This window comes from Stieleria sedimenti (assembly GCF_025060895.1).
Lineage (GTDB): Bacteria > Planctomycetota > Planctomycetia > Pirellulales > Pirellulaceae > Stieleria > Stieleria sedimenti.
The window spans coordinates 1-17,442 of record NZ_JANZKV010000009.1 but is presented as its reverse complement, the minus strand read 5'-3'; the positions used below and the strand labels follow the sequence as shown (position 1 = coordinate 17,442).

At 60.7% G+C, this 17,442-nt stretch carries 17 protein-coding genes; 7 read left to right on the top strand and 10 right to left on the bottom strand.

Features of this window, described 5'->3' with window-relative positions; genetic code table 11:
• The first annotated feature begins 31 nt into the window (after positions 1 to 31).
• The gene (locus NZK35_RS01360; protein WP_259630805.1) at positions 32 to 424 is read left to right on the top strand and encodes a GxxExxY protein; all 393 of its coding nucleotides are present in this window, start codon (positions 32 to 34) and stop codon (positions 422 to 424) included.
• A 210-nt stretch (positions 425 to 634) separates the two neighbouring features.
• On the opposite strand, the gene NZK35_RS01355 is transcribed toward NZK35_RS01360, so the two are convergent.
• Both NZK35_RS01355 and NZK35_RS01350 read right to left on the bottom strand, forming a co-directional pair.
• Positions 635 to 1,063 (bottom strand): hypothetical protein, encoded by a 429-nt coding sequence (locus NZK35_RS01355; RefSeq protein ID WP_259630804.1) that lies wholly within the window; start codon positions 1,061 to 1,063, stop codon positions 635 to 637.
• Positions 1,064 to 1,071: 8 nt separating this feature from the next.
• A complete protein-coding gene (locus NZK35_RS01350) occupies positions 1,072 to 2,193 on the bottom strand; it encodes a hypothetical protein (protein ID WP_259630803.1) in 1,122 nt (373 codons plus the stop codon).
• Positions 2,194 to 2,397: 204 nt separating this feature from the next.
• Here NZK35_RS01350 and NZK35_RS01345 point away from each other — a divergent pair, with 204 nt between their 5' ends.
• Positions 2,398 to 3,879, top strand: coding sequence for an aldehyde dehydrogenase family protein (locus NZK35_RS01345; RefSeq protein WP_259630802.1), 1,482 nt, complete (start codon positions 2,398 to 2,400; stop codon positions 3,877 to 3,879).
• Between the two features lie 182 nt (positions 3,880 to 4,061).
• Positions 4,062 to 6,017 (top strand): YjhG/YagF family D-xylonate dehydratase, encoded by a 1,956-nt coding sequence (locus NZK35_RS01340; protein WP_259630801.1) that lies wholly within the window; start codon positions 4,062 to 4,064, stop codon positions 6,015 to 6,017.
• A 70-nt stretch (positions 6,018 to 6,087) separates the two neighbouring features.
• On the opposite strand, the gene NZK35_RS01335 is transcribed toward NZK35_RS01340, so the two are convergent.
• The 8 genes from NZK35_RS01335 to hisE all read right to left on the bottom strand — a co-directional run bounded on the left by NZK35_RS01335 (position 6,088) and on the right by hisE (position 13,990).
• Complete coding sequence (locus NZK35_RS01335) at positions 6,088 to 6,564, bottom strand: hypothetical protein (RefSeq protein WP_261364520.1); 477 nt, start codon at positions 6,562 to 6,564, stop codon at positions 6,088 to 6,090.
• 325 nt (positions 6,565 to 6,889) lie between these two features.
• Entirely contained in the window at positions 6,890 to 7,210 is a 321-nt protein-coding gene (locus tag NZK35_RS01330) for a DUF167 domain-containing protein (protein WP_259630800.1), read from the bottom strand.
• A complete protein-coding gene (locus NZK35_RS01325; RefSeq protein WP_259630799.1) occupies positions 7,207 to 9,576 on the bottom strand; it encodes a DUF4129 domain-containing transglutaminase family protein in 2,370 nt (789 codons plus the stop codon). Before NZK35_RS01325 ends, NZK35_RS01330 begins: the two co-directional genes overlap by 4 nt.
• Positions 9,566 to 10,984 (bottom strand): DUF58 domain-containing protein, encoded by a 1,419-nt coding sequence (locus tag NZK35_RS34545; RefSeq protein ID WP_259630798.1) that lies wholly within the window; start codon positions 10,982 to 10,984, stop codon positions 9,566 to 9,568. Before NZK35_RS34545 ends, NZK35_RS01325 begins: the two co-directional genes overlap by 11 nt.
• The gene (locus NZK35_RS01315) at positions 10,981 to 12,045 is read right to left on the bottom strand and encodes an AAA family ATPase (protein ID WP_259630797.1); all 1,065 of its coding nucleotides are present in this window, start codon (positions 12,043 to 12,045) and stop codon (positions 10,981 to 10,983) included. Before NZK35_RS01315 ends, NZK35_RS34545 begins: the two co-directional genes overlap by 4 nt.
• A 173-nt stretch (positions 12,046 to 12,218) precedes the next feature.
• Complete coding sequence (locus NZK35_RS01310) at positions 12,219 to 12,557, bottom strand: rhodanese-like domain-containing protein (RefSeq protein WP_259630796.1); 339 nt, start codon at positions 12,555 to 12,557, stop codon at positions 12,219 to 12,221.
• 202 nt (positions 12,558 to 12,759) lie between these two features.
• Positions 12,760 to 13,623, bottom strand: a complete 864-nt coding sequence (gene hisG, locus NZK35_RS01305) for an ATP phosphoribosyltransferase (protein ID WP_259630795.1) — start codon at positions 13,621 to 13,623, stop codon at positions 12,760 to 12,762.
• A gap of 16 nt (positions 13,624 to 13,639) precedes the next feature.
• On the bottom strand, positions 13,640 to 13,990 hold the full coding sequence (gene hisE / locus NZK35_RS01300) for a phosphoribosyl-ATP diphosphatase (RefSeq protein WP_259630794.1): 351 nt from the start codon (positions 13,988 to 13,990) through the stop codon (positions 13,640 to 13,642).
• Positions 13,991 to 14,308: 318 nt separating this feature from the next.
• Here hisE and hisH point away from each other — a divergent pair, with 318 nt between their 5' ends.
• The 4 genes from hisH to NZK35_RS01280 all read left to right on the top strand — a co-directional run bounded on the left by hisH (position 14,309) and on the right by NZK35_RS01280 (position 17,384).
• Positions 14,309 to 14,938, top strand: a complete 630-nt coding sequence (gene hisH, locus NZK35_RS01295) for an imidazole glycerol phosphate synthase subunit HisH (RefSeq protein WP_259630793.1) — start codon at positions 14,309 to 14,311, stop codon at positions 14,936 to 14,938.
• Positions 14,939 to 15,072: 134 nt separating this feature from the next.
• Positions 15,073 to 15,546 carry a hypothetical protein gene (locus NZK35_RS01290; protein ID WP_259630792.1) on the top strand — a complete coding sequence of 158 codons (474 nt, stop codon included), beginning with the start codon at positions 15,073 to 15,075 and terminating at the stop codon, positions 15,544 to 15,546.
• 375 nt (positions 15,547 to 15,921) lie between these two features.
• A complete protein-coding gene (locus NZK35_RS34540; RefSeq protein WP_259630791.1) occupies positions 15,922 to 16,512 on the top strand; it encodes a CAP domain-containing protein in 591 nt (196 codons plus the stop codon).
• A gap of 131 nt (positions 16,513 to 16,643) precedes the next feature.
• Entirely contained in the window at positions 16,644 to 17,384 is a 741-nt protein-coding gene (locus NZK35_RS01280; RefSeq protein WP_259630790.1) for a hypothetical protein, read from the top strand.
• Positions 17,385 to 17,442 lie beyond the last annotated feature (58 nt).

Here is a 17,442-nt window from a genome sequence, read left to right as displayed (position 1 = left end):
AGATTCGATCCTTCTATTCCGTAGAGAAATCATGGTATTTGAGACCACCGATGAAATCATGCGCCTTTGTGACGTCGTCCGGCAAACTGGATTTGAACTTCGGAAATATCATGGTAGCGGGCACCTCGAAAAGATCTATGAAAATGGCTTAGCGCATCGACTTCGCAAGCAAGGTTTCGCGGTTCAGCAGCAGGTACCAATCACAGTTTTCGATGAAGACGGTACGCCGCTGGGTGACTACTTTGCTGATCTACTCATCGAGGGCGTTCTCATCGTGGAGCTCAAAGCATGCAAGACAACCACCGACGAACACATCGCGCAGATACTCGGTTACCTGCGAGCCACACGAATCGAACACGGCCTGCTCATCAATTTCGGTGCGAAGAAATTTGAAGTCAAGAAGTATGTTCAATCGGATTGTTGAACGAAGCAAACCGGAACGGTTAGCCGCGAAAGAGCACAAAGGACGCAAAAGAAGATGGCCCCTCGAGTTCGTAGAGCGTATCGTCATCCTTCTCCCAGGCGCCAATTCGGTCCAGTGCTCACGCGCAACCTTTTGCGTTCTTTGCGCTCTTTCGTGGCTCCCTTCAATCCCCGCGCACAAGCCGACAGAGCCTGTCCGGAACCGGAACGATTAGTTCGTCGGCCACAGGGGGCGGCGCTGATTCTCTGGCAGAATCACGCGATTGACTCGCTCGGGGTCTTCTTGACTCCAGGTCTCGCGCATTGTCTTGGCGCGCACCTGACGTGTGATCGATTTGTCTTGCCAACGAACCAGATATGTCGATGACTGGTCGACCTGGCGCGGCAGTTGTGAGGGATGCTTGACTAACCGCCAGGCTCGGACTTCGAACTGGCGGTTCTTTCGGGACCAGTCAAAAAAGACGACTTGGCGAAACACTTCGCGGCCATGGTCGTCCAGAAAGTGGTTCAACTCGACTAGATCTACTTCCGCCACGGTCGTGTTGGAATCGCGGCCGCCCGGCAAAATCCCACTCGCCGAGAACGTGGCCGCCGAGAGCGACACGGCGGACCACGTCGCGATGCAGATCATCAAGTTCATCGGTCTGATTACCGGTAAAAGCTTCCATCGGTCCCCGTGCTCGGATAACCGCTGGTGGTCGGGTAAGTGCCGGATCCGGCAGTGCTGCCGGGGGCATATCCGCTGCTGGAATTCGTTCGGAACGATCCATTGGCAGACGGCGCCAGCGACGCGCTGGCAGTGGAAAACGAGGGTGCCGACGCGCTGCTCTTCGCTGTCGCAGGACCATTGGCGGGTGCCGAGGGCGTGGCGTCACCGGGCAGACTGAACCCGGAGCTGGCCGTCGGTCCGGCGATCGATTGCGTCGCCGGCCCGCTCGTCGCCGATGGCTTGGGCGTGAACGGTTGTGACTGGGTCGGCCCCGTCGTGGAGGCACCCGATGCGGCGGCCTTGACCGTGTTGATCATCGAATCGGGCAGCGCAAACCCACCGGGCGACGTCGTCGAGTTCGAGGTGCCGGCCGAAGGAAAACCGAAACCGCCCGCGCCAGAAGAGGGCGAGGAACTTGCACCGGGACCGGAGCTGCCAGGCAGGGTGTAGCCGCCGGATGCGGAGCCCGATCCAGACTCAGGGACACCGGGTGCCGGGTAGGACGACGGCATCGCGTAACGGCTGCTGGCTGCAGCCTCGGGCCGCGCAGCCGACTTCGCATTGGTGCCGAATTGGTATCCGGCGGGGATTGCCGGAACGGAGGAATGGTTGCCTGGGGCAGCGGCGTCGGGATTCGGATAGCCGGGCAACCTGGCCGCGGACACTCCACCGGTTGATGGGCTGGATGCAACATTGAAGCCATTTGCTTGGGCGGCGGCCCGGTTGGTCGCCGATGCGGTGCGGTTGGCCGCGGCAACGGCGTCGAAACCGGTCACCGGCGAATTCGGTGATTGGGCGGAGGCGGTGACGATGTTCCGTGTTGCCGGTCCGCCGGTTCCGCCGGCGACCGATGCGATCGCTTCGGGCGTTGCAGATTCACCGGGGGGCGTGGGGTACGTGATCGTTGGACCGGCACCGGCGAGTGTTTCGGCCGACGGTGCACTGCGCCAGCTGAACATGTTCCATTTGGGCATGGCGCTGCGGCACCCGCTGACCGTGACAATCATGCCGGCACAACCGGCGATCAACAACTGTTGCTTGAGCTTCGTTCGTTTCTGCATCCTTGCAGCCTTTTCTCGGGCGTATTGGTTGGCGCATGCCGACATTCCTTCATCGGCTATCGGTTTACCCTCTGGCAATCATCACCCTAAAATGGGTGGAGAAATCAGGTCAAGAGCAGTTCAGCGCCCTTTCGCTCGATTCGATTCGGTAAAACACACTGCCTCCCGTCCCGATACCGATTCCCCCTTCCGCATGAGGTCACCATGAGCACCACACTCTCTCCAGCACCGAAATCGGCCAATCAAGTCGACGTGAAACACACCGAGTGCTTTATTGATGGCAAATGGGTCCCTGCGGTCAGCGGGAAAACGTTCGCCACCTTGAACCCCGCAACGGAACAGGAAATCGCTCAGATCGCTGAAGGCGACGCGGCCGATGTGGACGCCGCCGCCAAGGCCGCCCGACGCGCCTTCGATTCCGGCGATTGGCCCAAAATGGACGCTCGCGATCGCGGGCGTTTGCTGTACAAGTTGGCCGATCGGATGGAACAGGAAATCCATGCCTTGGCCGCGTTGGAAACACTCGACAACGGCAAACCGCTCAACGACAGCCTGGCCGCCGATTTGCCGCTGGCGATCGACGCGATCCGCTACTACGCCGGCTACGCAGACAAACTGCACGGCAGCACCATTCCGATTCGCGGGAACTATTTGTGCTACACGCGGCGCGAGCCGATCGGCGTTGCCGGACAAATCATTCCGTGGAATTTTCCGCTCTTGATGCTGGCCTGGAAATGGGGACCCGCGCTGGCCGCCGGCTGCACGGTGGTGATGAAGCCGGCCGAACAGACACCGCTGACGTGCTTGCGGATGGCGCAACTGGCCAAAGAAGTCGGTTTTCCCGATGGCGTGATCAACATCGTGCCCGGTTTCGGACCGACCGCGGGCGCGGCCTGTGTCAAACATCCGTTGATCGACAAGATCGCCTTCACCGGCGAACATCGCACGGCACAAATCATCACCCGTGATTCCGCCGAGACACTCAAACGATTGACGTTTGAACTCGGCGGCAAAAGCCCCAACGTCGTCTTCGCCGATGCCGACATGGACGCCGCCGTCGAAGGTGCCTACATCGGCCTATTCCTCAATCAAGGCCAATGCTGCTGCGCCGGTAGCCGCGTGTTCGTGGAAAAAAGTTGTCACGATGAGTTCGTCGAAAAACTGACCGCGCTGACGATGAAACGAAAAGTCGGCGACCCGTTCGCCGAGGACACGCAGCAGGGACCGCAAGTCGACAAGGCACAATTCGACAAGATCATGTCCTACATCGACAAAGGAAAGAGCGAAGGCGCCGAGTGTGTCACCGGTGGTGATCGTGTGGGCGACACCGGCTACTTCATCGCGCCGACGATCTTTGACAACGTGCAAGATGACATGTCGATCGCGACCGATGAAATCTTCGGACCGGTGATGAGCGTGCTGACGTTTGACGACAAAGAAGACATGATCCGCCGCGCGAACAATACGTTCTACGGTTTGGCCGCTGCGGTCTGGACCCGCGACATCTCCAATGCCCACGACTTTGCCGCCCGCGTGCGTGCCGGCACGATCTGGGTCAATTGCTACGACGTATTCGACGCCGCCGCCCCCTTCGGCGGGTTCAAGATGAGCGGCTACGGCCGCGAACTCGGCGAAGAAGGACTCAAGCCCTATACCGAAAGCAAAACCGTGACGGTGAAGCTTTAGGGGGAGATATCCGGAGGTGTCGCTGCGCTCACCTCCGGCTACTGGCTTTGACCCCGCCGGGGTCATGCCAGCGATCTCAGAGTCGGCGAACGCCTCGCGTCCAATCCCGACGGGGCTTGGTTTGGTATAGTGCCTGCCTTCGGCCCTCGTTCTTCCTCCCCCCCTTTCCCGTCAAAGTTTCTGTGCCAGCTTTCTTCGACACTCCTTCGGATCCCGATTCACTTGTCACCCACGCCGATGGGCCGGCCGGAACGCTGCCGCTGACCGACGAAATCTTGCGGACGTGGTCATCCGGTGATCTGTTCGGGTTGACGCAAAGTGTGGGCATGGGATTTGACCCTCGTCGGGTGCTGGGCGACCAATACTTGATCCTCAGCACGCAGGGCGGTCTGCGAGAGAACGACGGAACACCGCTGGCTCTCGGCTACCACACCGGGCACTGGGAAATCGGCTTGCTGGTGCGGGCCGCGGCCGAGCAGTTGACCGAGCGAGGTGCGGTGCCGTTTTCGGCTTACTGCAGCGATCCCTGCGACGGCCGCAGCCAAGGCACCCATGGGATGTTTGATTCGTTGCCGTACCGCAACGACGCGGCGATCGTTTTTCGGCGACTGATCCGATCACTGCCGCGACGCAAGGCTGTGATCGGCATCGCGACGTGCGACAAGGGTCTGCCCGCGATGATGATGGCCTTGGCCGGGGCGAAGGACTTGCCCAGCGTGCTGGTTCCCGGCGGCGTCACCTTGCCGGCGACCGTCGGCGAAGACGCGGGGAAAGTCCAATCGATCGGCGCCCGTTACGCCAAAGGTGAAATGACGCTCGAACAAGCATCGCTGGAAGGCTGCCGCGCCTGCGGCACTCCCGGTGGCGGCTGCCAGTTTCTCGGCACCGCCGCGACCAGTCAGGTGGTCGCCGAAGCATTGGGGATGACCGTTCCGCACGCGGCACTCGGCCCCAGCGGCGGCCCGATCTGGACCCAGATGGCGCGCGACTCGGCCGACGTTGCGATGGAACAGGTTGCCGCCGGCGCCACGTTGGACGAGATCCTGACCGAGGACGCGCTGTACAACGCGATGTTGATTCACGCCGCGGTCGGTGGCAGCACGAACCTGTTGCTGCACATCCCCGCCATCGCCGCCGCCGCGGGATTGAAACGCCCAGATGCGGAGATGTTTCGCCGCATCAACCGATCGGTCCCACGCTTCGTCGATTGCTTACCCAACGGCCCGGTTGGCCATCCGACGATTCGTTTTTTCCTGGCCGGCGGTGTGCCGGAAGTGGCCTGGCACCTCCGCGAACTGGGGTTATTAAAATCCGACGCGCGGACCGTCACCGGAATGACTTGGGACGAAATCTTGGATCAATGGCGATCCAGCGATCGCCGAGCGTTTTGTCGCGCACGACTGGCCGAGTCCGACGCCGTGGATCCCGACGACGTGATCGTTCCACCGGCCAAGGCGGCTGCCAAGGGGCTGACCCCGACGGTCAGTTTTCCGGTCGGCAATCTCTGTCCCGAAGGATCGGTCATCAAAGCGACGTCCATCGATCCCGGCGTGATCGATGACGACGACGTCTATCGGAAACGCGGTCCGGCGCGTGTCTTCACCAGCGAGCGTGATGCGATCGCGGCGGTCAAAGGCCAGCAAGGTAAACCGATCGTCGCCGGAGACATCATCGTGTTGATCGGTCGCGGACCGCTGGGATGCGGCATGGAAGAAACCTATCAAATCACCTCGGCGCTCAAGTACCTGTCGTTCGGCAAAGAGGTCGCGTTGGTCACCGACGCGCGATTCTCCGGTGTCAGCACGGGAGCGTGTGTCGGTCATGTCGGGCCGGAAGCGTTGGCCGGCGGCCCGATCGCCAAAGTACGCGACGGTGATGTGATCGAAATCGAAATCGACCGCAACAGCTTGGATGGTCGCGTCGAGTTGATCGAAGCAGCCGATGGTACGCCGGCGGCGACCTTACTGGCAGAACGCACCCCGCACCCTGATTTGGCGGTCGAGTCGGCGATGCCCGAAGACACTCGTCTGTGGGCGGCACTGCAACAGGTCGGCGGGGGAGCCTGGGGCGGTTGCATCTATGACGTCGATGAGATCATCGAGACGCTCAAGGCGGGCATGAAAGCTCGGGGAAAATAAAAAAGGGCAGCTGGCGATGCCCCTTCGCCAGATGCCCAAGTTGAATGCTTCGATGCTGCGGTCCAATCGCTTAGAGGTCCGCGTCTTCTTCCTCAAACTCATCCGCCTCGACAGCGTCGACTACCTCGTCGTCGCCCTCTGCCAAGCCGAGCAGGTCGATTTGCTGATCGGTCAATCGAAAGTAGCCGAGGTCGCGCACCACTTCCAGGACTTCGCTGCACGTCGGGAACATGCGTCCGCTCTTTCGCTTGTAATCATCCATCGCACGCATGAACTCGATCTCCGGATCGGAATAGTCGCGTTCGCAGGTGGTCGGATCGATGTGCCGGCGACGCTGTTTTTTTCGTCGCGGGTTTTTCATCACACCGACGTCCAGGGCGTCCGGATCACCGCCGCGACGTTCCGCGGTGGGGCGTCGGCGATCAAGCGTGACGATCTGCTCGGCCGCCGCACTCGTCTCCGCACCTGCGGTCTCGTTGGGTTTGCTTTTCGAAGATGCGTTGCGGCTTTCAGTGCGATCTGACGTGTCGGCTTTCGAAGAAGGCATGCGTTGGATTCCTTGGGAAACAGTCGAACCATCCGGCCCCGTGCGTTGCGTTGCGACCGGCACCGTCAGCGACCTCGATCGCGGACAGGGACGGTTAGCGTTGGCGATGGTTCTCGCTGGAAGTTTGCTGAACGCTGGGCCAAAAAAACCTAGCACGCTGATTAGGCAAAGGAGTCCGTTTAGGGAGCAGAATAGGGCAAGAGAAACTCTAACGGTTCGCGAATCTAGCCGATCGTGCCGATTGTGCGGATCAGTACATCTCAAATGGCCCTCCCTTCAGGGAGGCTGATTCAGGTGTGTCGATACCGATGTCTGGCAGGGAGAGTCATTGACGAGGCGAGGACGCCAATGCCGTCAGTCGCTCGATCGTCTCGGCTGCGGCCAATCCGCCGACCTCGATCGATTTCACTCGAGCGGTCTGTCCGGCCAAGATCACGACCCGGCTTTTACTGATCCCGAGTTGCTTGGCGATCGCTTTGATGACGGCCTGATTGGCTTTCCCATTCTCGGGCGCCGTATGCACAGCAACCTTGAGCGCCCCGTCGTGGGTGCCGCCGATGCCGGCTTGTTTGGCACCCGGCGTGACACGGACGCGGAACCGCAGCGTCTCCGCATCGATCTGCTTGTAATCCAATCGCTCGTTCACCCGCCCGTCGCATCCATCGGGGTTGGCATCTTGCCGCGATAGCGAGCCGCGGCGTAGTCTCGATACCACTGTGCGGCACGGGTCAACAAGCTCGCCGCTTCGAGGCGTTCGCCCGCGACCGCTTCGACTCTGGCAGCGAACTGATGCAAGGTTTCGGATCGATCACGAATCAGTGCGTGTTTGCGCAGCTTTCGATCCACTCGATGCAACATTTGCCGACTCTCGAATTCCATCGGATCACTGCCGGCCCTTTGCTTTTGGCGGTGGCGGATCCAAAGCAGTCCAACGACGATACAAAACAGTGGCAGCTGGGCGATGCGAAACAGAAACGTCAACGAATCGGTCGCGCGAAACGACAACAGCCGCCCCACGATCATCCCCAGCAGCGACTGGTCCTCCTCGCCATCCAAGAAACCGTCTTGGGCGCCGGCACTGGTATCCGCCGAACCCTGCTCGGTCAGCAACGTTCGGTACGTCCGTCCGACCGTGGCTTCGACGGGAAACCATTGCTCACTGATTTCATCGTACGCTTCCACCCAAGCGTGGGCGTCGCGATTCCTGGCCAGCCAATAATCGTCTCCTTCGCTCCGTTCGGTAACGACATACCCGGTGACATAACGCGTCGGGACGCCTTCGGCGCGAAGCATGACGGCGGCGGCACTGGCAAAAAACTCGCAGTGCGCCGGGTGCTGGGTACTCAGGAAGTGCTCGATCGGATCGACGTTTGTCGGTGTCGTCACGCCGCTGAGGGAGTAGCGATAGTTGGCTTGGAAATAGTCTTCGATGGCACGTGCTTTCGATCGGGCGGTCAGTCGTCCGTCACAAACCGATCGCGCGACCGGGGCGATGGCATTCCGCAATCGCCGCGGCAATTCGAGCAGGATCGCTTCGCGTAGCGGATCGAGTGCTTCACGCGGCGCATCGGAACGAATGCCCAACACATAGGGCTGTCGTGAATCCACTCCATTGATCACCATGTCATGATGCGAAAGCGATGGGCCGGACGTTGCCGCTTCGATCCAATCGGTCGAGAGTGCTGTAAAGATCAGGCGACCTTTCAGCGGCACATTGTGAACTTCGATCGTGCCCAAAAGGTCTCCATCCGAATCCACTTCTGGCGGGTTCTTTGGCACGTGAAAACGATCCAAGCTGGCACCATTGCTGACGACCAGGGTCGTCTCCCCGGGCCCATCCACCTTGGCGGTTCGCGGCAGAATCGACTCGATCTCGACGCCGCGTGTGAAGTTGCGATACGACGCCGAGGACCAACGCCCATCGAGATACAAATCAAACACCGTGCCACGCAGGTATCCGGGAGCCGTGACCGAAAACGCGCGGACGGCGGGTTCGCCCGGATCTCCGATCATGTGATTTCGGACCGACCCCAGCTTGCTGCCCCTGACATAGCGAGAGCCACCGATGATGGAGTTGGCCGTGACCGCTTCGAGCGATTGGGAGAGGCGATCAAAAAAATCCAGCTGCAGCCCCGGCACGATGCGGTTGGCCAAGTGCCCCGCGGCGCTGGTGGACATCAGCAAGACCGAGAGCGCCAACACCGAATAGATCAAGGTACTGCGGCCGGACGTCGTTTGATCTGAATTGCTTGAGATCGAGACCGTCGATCGGGGCAGGGGTGTCGTCTTGGTCAATCGCTCTCGCGCCGACTCGCGTCGGGTCCTGGATCCATCGCTCTGCCAACGCCGCAGGATGTGGTCCGCCCCGAATGAAAATGCAATCACCGTCGCCAGCGCGGCGACCAATTGGCCGGTGATCGTTTGGCTGACACCACCGCCGGTCACGGTCGTCAGAACCAGCAACAAGCCACCACCCAACATGGCCGGATGTCCGCGACGCGGGTAGAACACCCAGAGCGTCGCAATCACCAGAAATGCCAGGTGCGAGGTGGAATCGACGACCATCGCGACCGGATTCAGATTGCCCGACATGTGATGCACGATCCGCAGCGACACCCCCAGTCCGCTGACGACCAGCAAGACTGGCAGCATCGCAAATTTCCGCAATAACATCAGGTGATCGCTGCCGGAGGTCTCCCCCACGTGATCCTTGTGGCGGGCGTCGGCCTGCGTTGCCGACGAGAGTAAGTCAGACGGTCCTGGGGGGCGGTTCGATGACGCAAGCTTTACCCGATCCGCAGCCCGCTGCCCGACCCCCTGAAGAAAAAAACCGACGACGAGCAGGGCAAACGCAAACGCGCCCAACGTCATCGTCATCGTTTCGAACGCCGATCCCACGAAGATCGCCTGGACCAACAGCAACCCCGGCAACAGCCAGAACATTGCGGGCGAATCGTTCAATTGATCGGCAGCGACCAGCGAACTGCGTCGATGGATCGGTTTATCGATCATCTGCGTCTCCCGACTGTGCGTCGTGGCCCTTGCGTTTTGGAGGTCGGATCCTCATGTAGGTCACATGACCGGGCAGGGTGCCGGCAAGTCCGGCACGCTCTTGATCGCCGAGATCCAACATCGAAAAAATCAACGTCGGTTGCGACCGGATCGATTGGATCGCTTCGCGGAGACGCTCTTCGCCCACGAGTGGATCGACCGGCGTGGCGGCCGCCAGGCGAACGAGCATCCGTTCGACGTCTTCAGTTGGCTGGGCGAGCGAACGCGTCGGGAGTTCGCCGACCGTCTCATGCGTCAAACAAAGATTGAGCTGCACCCGTCGACTAGTGATCTCGACGATCGCGGTCGCGGTCACAGACATCAATCGTTCAAACAATGCCTCCGCCTCCAGTTTCCGCTGCTTCAGTTGGGCGCGTGATGCGGAACGATCGTCGATCGGGCGCTGCGACGTGTCCACGATCAGAGTCACCGCCTGGATCGATGGAGATTGATACTCGCGAACGATCGGACGCCCCAGCCGCGCCCAGGAAGCGAAATCCCAACGCCGCACCGGGATACCGACTTCATACTCTCGGTTCCCGACGTACTCGACCGGGGCACCGGCGACGAGCTGCTGTGCCCAGTCGCCGATCGCGGCGAGCAGTGCGCGTGTCGTCGAATCATCGTCATCACGGGCCGGCGCCGGCGTGATCGCGATCTGGGTATCGGCTGCCATGCCGCGGCGACAATGGAACAAGAAAAACGGAAACGTGGAGGCAACTTGAAAGTCGGGCAAGACATGGACGCCTCGATCGTGAAATCGCATCGCCCCGTGCCATTGCATCTGGTCGCCACTCCGCAACAGATCCAGCGAGACCGGCGGTGAGGCGTCCCATGCCGTCACACTGCGACGAGGGACGATGTCGCGGACACCTTCGCGGTGCCAGCCCACGCGAAGATTTAATGCCGGCAACATCCTGGCATTGGTCAGCCGAACGTTGACCGAGAAAGGTTGCCCGGCGACGGCCGATCGCGGGAGCGAGACGCTCATCTTCAATCGCGGACACATGATTCGATTGATCGCGAAGCCGACCACCAGCAACCCGACCGCAGCCCCCATCATGCCGTTCCAAGGAAACCCCCAGATCACATTGAGCGTCATGAACAACGCCAACAACACCGACACCGAAGCGACGGTCATGCTGCGGCGGAGCGACAGGTAGGCCCGAATCGGCGCGGTCAACGTGCGTGCCAAACCGTGCAACACGCGTCGCGCCCCGCGGCTCCAATTTCTGCCCGCCGCGACGGTCAATCGGTCGCCCCGATCGCGGTCATCCTCCGGCCGCATCGCTCGTCCAGCTGATCGCCCCTGGCCGCCAATCGCCTCACCTGGGGCGGCAGACGGATTGACCGACACGTCCGCACTCACACCACCACCTCCGTTTGCCGCATCAGCTCGTCGATCACCGACGCCGCATCATTCCAGGACGTGGACACCGAGCGCATCGAGACTCGGTGGGCGAGCACGGCGACGGCGACTTCTTGAATGTCGTCGGGCAACACGTAATCGCGTTGGTCCAGCACCGCCCGGGCCTGCGCCGCACGCAATAACATCTTTGATCCCCGAGGACTGCAACCGACCCGCAACCGCGTGTCCTGGCGGGTCGCATTGACCAGCGCCACCAGATAGCGAACCACCTTTCGATCCACCGTGACTTCGCGAACAAAACGCTGCAGCGTCGCCAGCTCGTCTCGATGCATCACCGGCGTCAGCTCGCTCGAAGGATCATGCGATGCTTGATCGAGCAACAAGTCAATTTCGCTTTCTTGATCCGGGTAATCCATCGACAATCGGAACAAGAACCGATCCAGCTGCGATTCCGGCAGGGGATAGGTGCCTTCGAATCCGACCGGATTTTGAGTCGCGATGACGATAAACGGTTTTTCCAACCGGTACTGCGTCGAATCGATCGTCACCTGGGACTCGGCCATCGCCTCCAACAGGGCGCTCTGGGTGCGCGGCGAGGCGCGGTTGATTTCGTCGGCGATCAACAGGTTGCAGAAAATCGGGCCGCGACGAAAGTGAAACTCGCCGCTGGCGGGCTGAAAAATCGCACTGCCCAAGATATCCGATGGCAGCAGGTCGGGCGTGCACTGGATCCGCTGGAATTCCAAGTCGATCAGCGCCGCGATGGACTTGGCCAGCGTGGTTTTGCCGACACCGGGAACATCCTCGACCAGCACCGACCCTTCGGCCAAAATGCAGGTCAACACCGAATCGATGACGTCCGCTTTGCCGCGGATCACGCTCTGCAATTGCGTCCGGACCGTCTCGATCTTCCCCAACAGCCCCCGAGCGACCTCGGGATCGGAGTGCGGCCGAGGGGCGGCCGGGGGGGCATCACGCTGTCCCCGCTGGTCGGCAATCGGGGCATCAGACGACTCGGCGTCGTTTTCTGAGTGTCGCGATTCGTTTCCGTGGGTGAACATGCGGGCCTCCAGCAGTCGCCGAAATCATCATCGAAGAGTCGTCAGCAGTGGAACGCCGTCACCCGGAATCGGGAATCGGGAACGCGACGGAACTGCTTTCACAATAGGGCGTCAACAACCCATGCCTCTAATGTACCCTGACCCGCACTACTCCGCCGGCTTTCGGCGCCGGTTTAATAACGCGGAACCGAGCTGTCGATTTGCAGACTCCAGGCATCAATCCCGCCGGCCATGTTCTGAGCTTTGTCAAAACCACGTGACCGCAATGCCTCGGTCACCTGCATGCTGCGTCCGCCGTGGTGGCAATGCACCACGATCCGCTGATTCTTGTACGGGTCCAATTCATCCAGACGTTGCCCCAACTCCCCCATCGGAATCAGCACGCTGCCATCGATCTTTGCGGTCGCATACTCTTCGTTTTGTCGCACATCGAGCAACAAGAAGGATTCATCCGAATCCTGGAGTGCGTTGACGGTTTGAACATCAATTTCAATCGGATAGTCGCTGGACATCGTTTTCGGTCCTCGTGGTCTGTTGGTTGGAACCCGCAGGCGTAAGCCCAATGCCCTCTACTTCGACGCCAAGCTGGGTGTTTGTTGTTAGCGGTAGGGCGCGAGCCCGCCGGTCTTTTCACGGTATTTTTGAAGCGCGACCGGACGGCTCGCGCCGTTCCGCTAACACCTTTGAGCGGAAAAGGGGTCAATCGAAGGGCCGCTAAAGCCGGCAGTTGGAGATGGTGGTTTGAAAAATCGCCGAGGCGCCGAGTCGTTCGAGTTTTTCCATGACGTCGATCACCTCGCTGCTCCGCACCATCACCCGCACGCTCCGCCAGGCTTCGTCTTCGAGCGTTCCGATCGTCGGCGAATTGAATCCCGGCGTGATCTTCTCCGCTTCGCCCAGCTTGGCCGTCGGTATGTTGTATTCCAGCAGCGAGTAGTCTCGCGCGATCACCACGCCTTCCAGCCGTCGAACCACACGATCGGCCATCTCAGAATCGCGACAGGCATCGCTTTGAATCAGAATCGTTTCATAGGAGCCGATTTCATCCAAGATTCGCAAACGGTTGGCCGCCAACGTGCTGCCGGTTTCCACCAGATCCACGATCGCGTCGGCCACGCCCAATTGGATCATCACTTCGACGCTGCCGGAAAGCGAAACCATGTGCGCCAACGCGTTGTGTTGTCCCAGATAGGCTTTGGTGATGTGGGGAAAGCTGGTCGCGATGCGTTTTCCGTCCAGCTCGTTGGCCGATCGGATCGGGCTGTCATCGGGAATGCAAATCGCCAGACGGCACCGCCCGACGCCCAAACGCATCCGGGTGGTCACGTTGGCGTTGGCTTCTTCCACCAAATCGCTGCCGGTGAACCCCATGTCGATGGCGCCCTCGGCCACCAGGGTCGGGATGTCATCGGTCCGCAGAAAGACCAAGTCAATCGGCAGTCCCTTGACCTTGGCGAACAGCCCCCGGTTTTGGCGGCGAAAATTCAGTCCGGCCTGCAGCAATAGCTCGCCGGACAACTCACTGAGCCGCCCCTTGCTGGGAAGCCCGATTCTCAAATTATTACTCAGTTGTCCCATGGTGGATCGCTTGCGTCTATTCGTCCGTTTTCGGTTGAGTTCGATTGGCTTTTTCGACCAATCCGGACGTCCCTTCACGACGCCCCAGTTCCGCGGCGACCTCGTCCAGATCGACACCGCGATAGGCTAACATCACCAGGGTGTGATAAATCAGATCCCCAGCCTCATAGATGAAGTGCTCGCGGCCGGCCTCGCCCGGTTCGTCGGCCGCCTCGATCAGTTCGCGCGCCTCTTCCAAGATTTTGTCGCCGATCTTGCCGGTCCCGCCCGCCATCAACTTCGTCGTGTAAGACCCCTCCGGCCGCGACTGGGCTCGCTCGGTCAAGGTTTGCATCAGTCGCCGCAGCGGCAGGAGCGAGTCAGACATCGATAACAACGGTTTCGTAAAGCGGATGGGGCGTCAATCAGTCCCGGCAGAAAAAATCCCGATCGATCAGAGCGGGGATCGTAGATGAGACGTTTGCCGACGTCCACTCCGCCACCAATCGAGAGCCTCCCCATACTCCCTTGCGGCGGGGCCTGGGAGACCGACCCTCGCTTCCGATCAACCGTCCGTTCCCGTGACGCGGTGGGGATTTGCAGCGAACGCAATTCCCATTAGTGTGTCGCTCCCGTGTTCACTGCGTGCTCGCTGCCCAAGTGCTCGCTGCCCAAGTTTTCGCTGCCCAAACCCGTCGTTTTTGCCATGATCACGATCGTTGACTACCAAATGGGGAATCTGCGGAGCGTCCAGAAAGCCATCGAGCGGGTCGGCGGGCAAGCCGTCTTTTCGTCCGACCCGCACGAAATCGCCACCGCCGAACAATTGATCCTGCCCGGTGTCGGAGCGTTCGGGGATGCGATGGCGGAAATCAACCGACGCGATCTGGCTCAACCGATTCGCGAATTTGTGCAAACCGGACGCCCCTTCCTGGGGATTTGCCTGGGGTTGCAGTTGCTGTTCGAGGAAAGTCACGAGCATGGAACGCACCGCGGGCTCGGCATTCTGCCCGGCGACGTCGTTCGCTTTGACCTGCCCGACACCTTCAAAGTCCCGCACATGGGCTGGAACACCGTCCGCAAGACGTCCGAATCGGCGTTGCTGGACGACCTGGCCGACGAAACCCACTTTTACTTCGTCCACTCATACTACGTCCGCCCCGAGGATCCGTCGTTGATGGCCCTGGCCTGTGAGTACGGACACGAGTTTTGTGCGATGGTGTCACGCGAGAACCTCTTCGCAACGCAGTTTCACCCCGAAAAAAGCCAGGCAAACGGGCTGCAACTGCTCCGATCCTTTCACCAACTCGCCGGCCGCACCCAGCCCAACACCTAGCCGCGGAAAAGGGGTCAGGTACAAAAAATGCGAAGCACCCTGCGGGCCATTCGGTTTTTGGTACCTGCCCCCTTTTCCGCTCGACAAACGCAACCCGAAAATTGAAAGCTGACAACGCACAAGCCGAGCCCATCGTGTCCACCTCCACCACGCCGCTCTCGCTGCAACATCCGCAGGGCCTCGGCACCGTCCGCTTTGTCTGGACCCAAGACCGCTTCGATCACACGATCGATTTCGACGGCCGGCAAATCGCCTGCCGAAACGGCACCGGTGAACAGGCTTGGCCGGAATCGCCGCCGATCCAACAGCTCTCGATCGAATCGATCGAAGGACGCGACGTGGCCCTCGGTGTCGGATGTGCGGGAACGAGCCACTGGAGCTTGAGTGTCGAACCGACGCCCGAAGGATTTCGTTTCGACTGGGCCTGCCGCGCGAAAGAAACCCCCGAGCAACTCGGAACGACCTACCACGAATCGGCCGCGATCGTCATCGATCCCGCGACAGCATCGATGGTCGAGTCCGACGCGGCGTCCACGCGAATCCAACCCGACGGCACCTGCTCCGGTGGCGGCACCTATCGCTGGTGCTACACCATTCGCCGCCGATAGAGGGTGAATCAGCGGGGAGAATCGCGAACAGCCCGGGTCACGTCGCGACCCCGTATCCCGACGGGATCGCCCGAAATCGCCAGCTCCGCCGCGCCGACGCAGCCCATCAACGGCTGCAAAAAACCGCCCATTTAACGCATTCCTCCTGGCCTGACAGTCTGCCAAAATTTTTTGCGCCGGACCGCTCGTCGCCGCAAACTCTTGATGCGATTCGATTACGGGCGTGCCAAACAAACCCAGGCCGCAAAAGTTTTGCATTCTTCCCAGCCTGCCCCTTCCGCAATCTCAAACGATCGAGAAGCTTTGCGGCCAATTCACTCGTGGCGACCAGATGTCGGCCGCCGCGACTCGTCCTTTTCGTAGGAGAAAACCAACGTGCGTTCGACCGCAATTTCTCGTGTTCACCTTCATGCAGTCTTAGCGATTCTGTGCCCCGCACTGATGTTCGGCCTGTCTGGAAATCAGCTGACCGCCCAATCGACGGTGCCATCGTCAACGGGCGTGGTGACCACCGCGTCGAGTTACGTTTGCCCGAAATGCGGACGCATCCACGCGACCCCGCAACCGGCGACGACGACGACCACCACCACGGCGCCCCAAGCTGCAAGCGCGACCCCGGTCCGATCGGTTGCCCAAGTCGCTTACCAGAAAGCCAGCGGAGGCGTTCAGAACGTCTTGAGCATGCTCAACAACCAGCGCTCTCGACAAGGACTGCGGACCCTGCGATATGACGCAACATTGCAATCCGTTGCCGAACGCCGCGCACGCCAGATGGCCAGCATGGGCCTGAAGTCGCATCCGCCGGGATCGTTTGCACCTGGCCGCTACGAAGGTGTCGGCTGGTCCAGCTCCTTTTCGCCTCGTGGAGTCTCCGCGTGCTATACCAGCGATCCCAGAATGACCGCCGCCGGCGCCGCCATGGTCACCGGTCGCGATGGCGTTTACTTCGCCGTGGTCTATCGCTAAACGAACTCAGCCGACCGAGCCGCCGCGCTGTCGGCTTCATGCTAGCAACCGCCGCGCTGCTGCTTGTCGCTTCACGACCTGTTCAGGCGCAAGCTCCGCTGCCGGACGACGAGCCGAACGGACTCGGCTCGATGATGACTTCCGACCAAGCCCGAGCGACAGTTCAGTCGCTCGTGGACTTGGCGATCCGCAAGTCGCCCCACCAGTACGACGGCAAGAAGAACTGGGAGAAGACGAAGAAGATTTGGGCCGGGGTGCGGTTCCGCCGCGACGGGCTGAAGCTTTCCACCCACCGCCGCTGGCGCGATGTCCGTCACGGGTTGCAAACGCGTTACCACGTGCAGTTCCCCGGCGACGCGTCGGCACCTCGCCCCGTCATTGCCGAGGTGCGTCAGGTCACGCATTGCAACGGCGACGCGTCCGAACGCGCCGGCTGGACGATTGAATGTGAACTGGCGACGCCGCTGGACTTTTCGGCTCGCATCGAGCGTTGGAATCTGGGAGTCCAGTGGTACAGCGTCGAAGTCAGCGGGCACATGGAAATCCGCCTGACCGTGCACGGACAGCTGAGCAGCTATCCCGATTATTCCGTGCTTCCACCGGCGATCGTGATCGACCCCACGGTGACGTCCGCGTCATTGCACCTGGATGCCTTGCATGTCGACCGGATCAGCAAAGTCGGCGGTGAGGTCGCAGAAACCTGGGGCGAGATGGTTGAAAAGATCGTCAATGAGATTTTGATCGACGACATCAACGAGAAGCTTCACGCCAAACTGAACAAGGCGATCGATAAGAAACGCGATGATTTACGGTTTTCCGCCGTCGATTGGATGTCGGACTTGACGGCGACCGGCGATCCACCGGCACCCTAGTGTTCAACGCGGTGAAGCGTTTGTTAGCGGTAGGGCGCAAGCCCTCCGGTCTTTCACG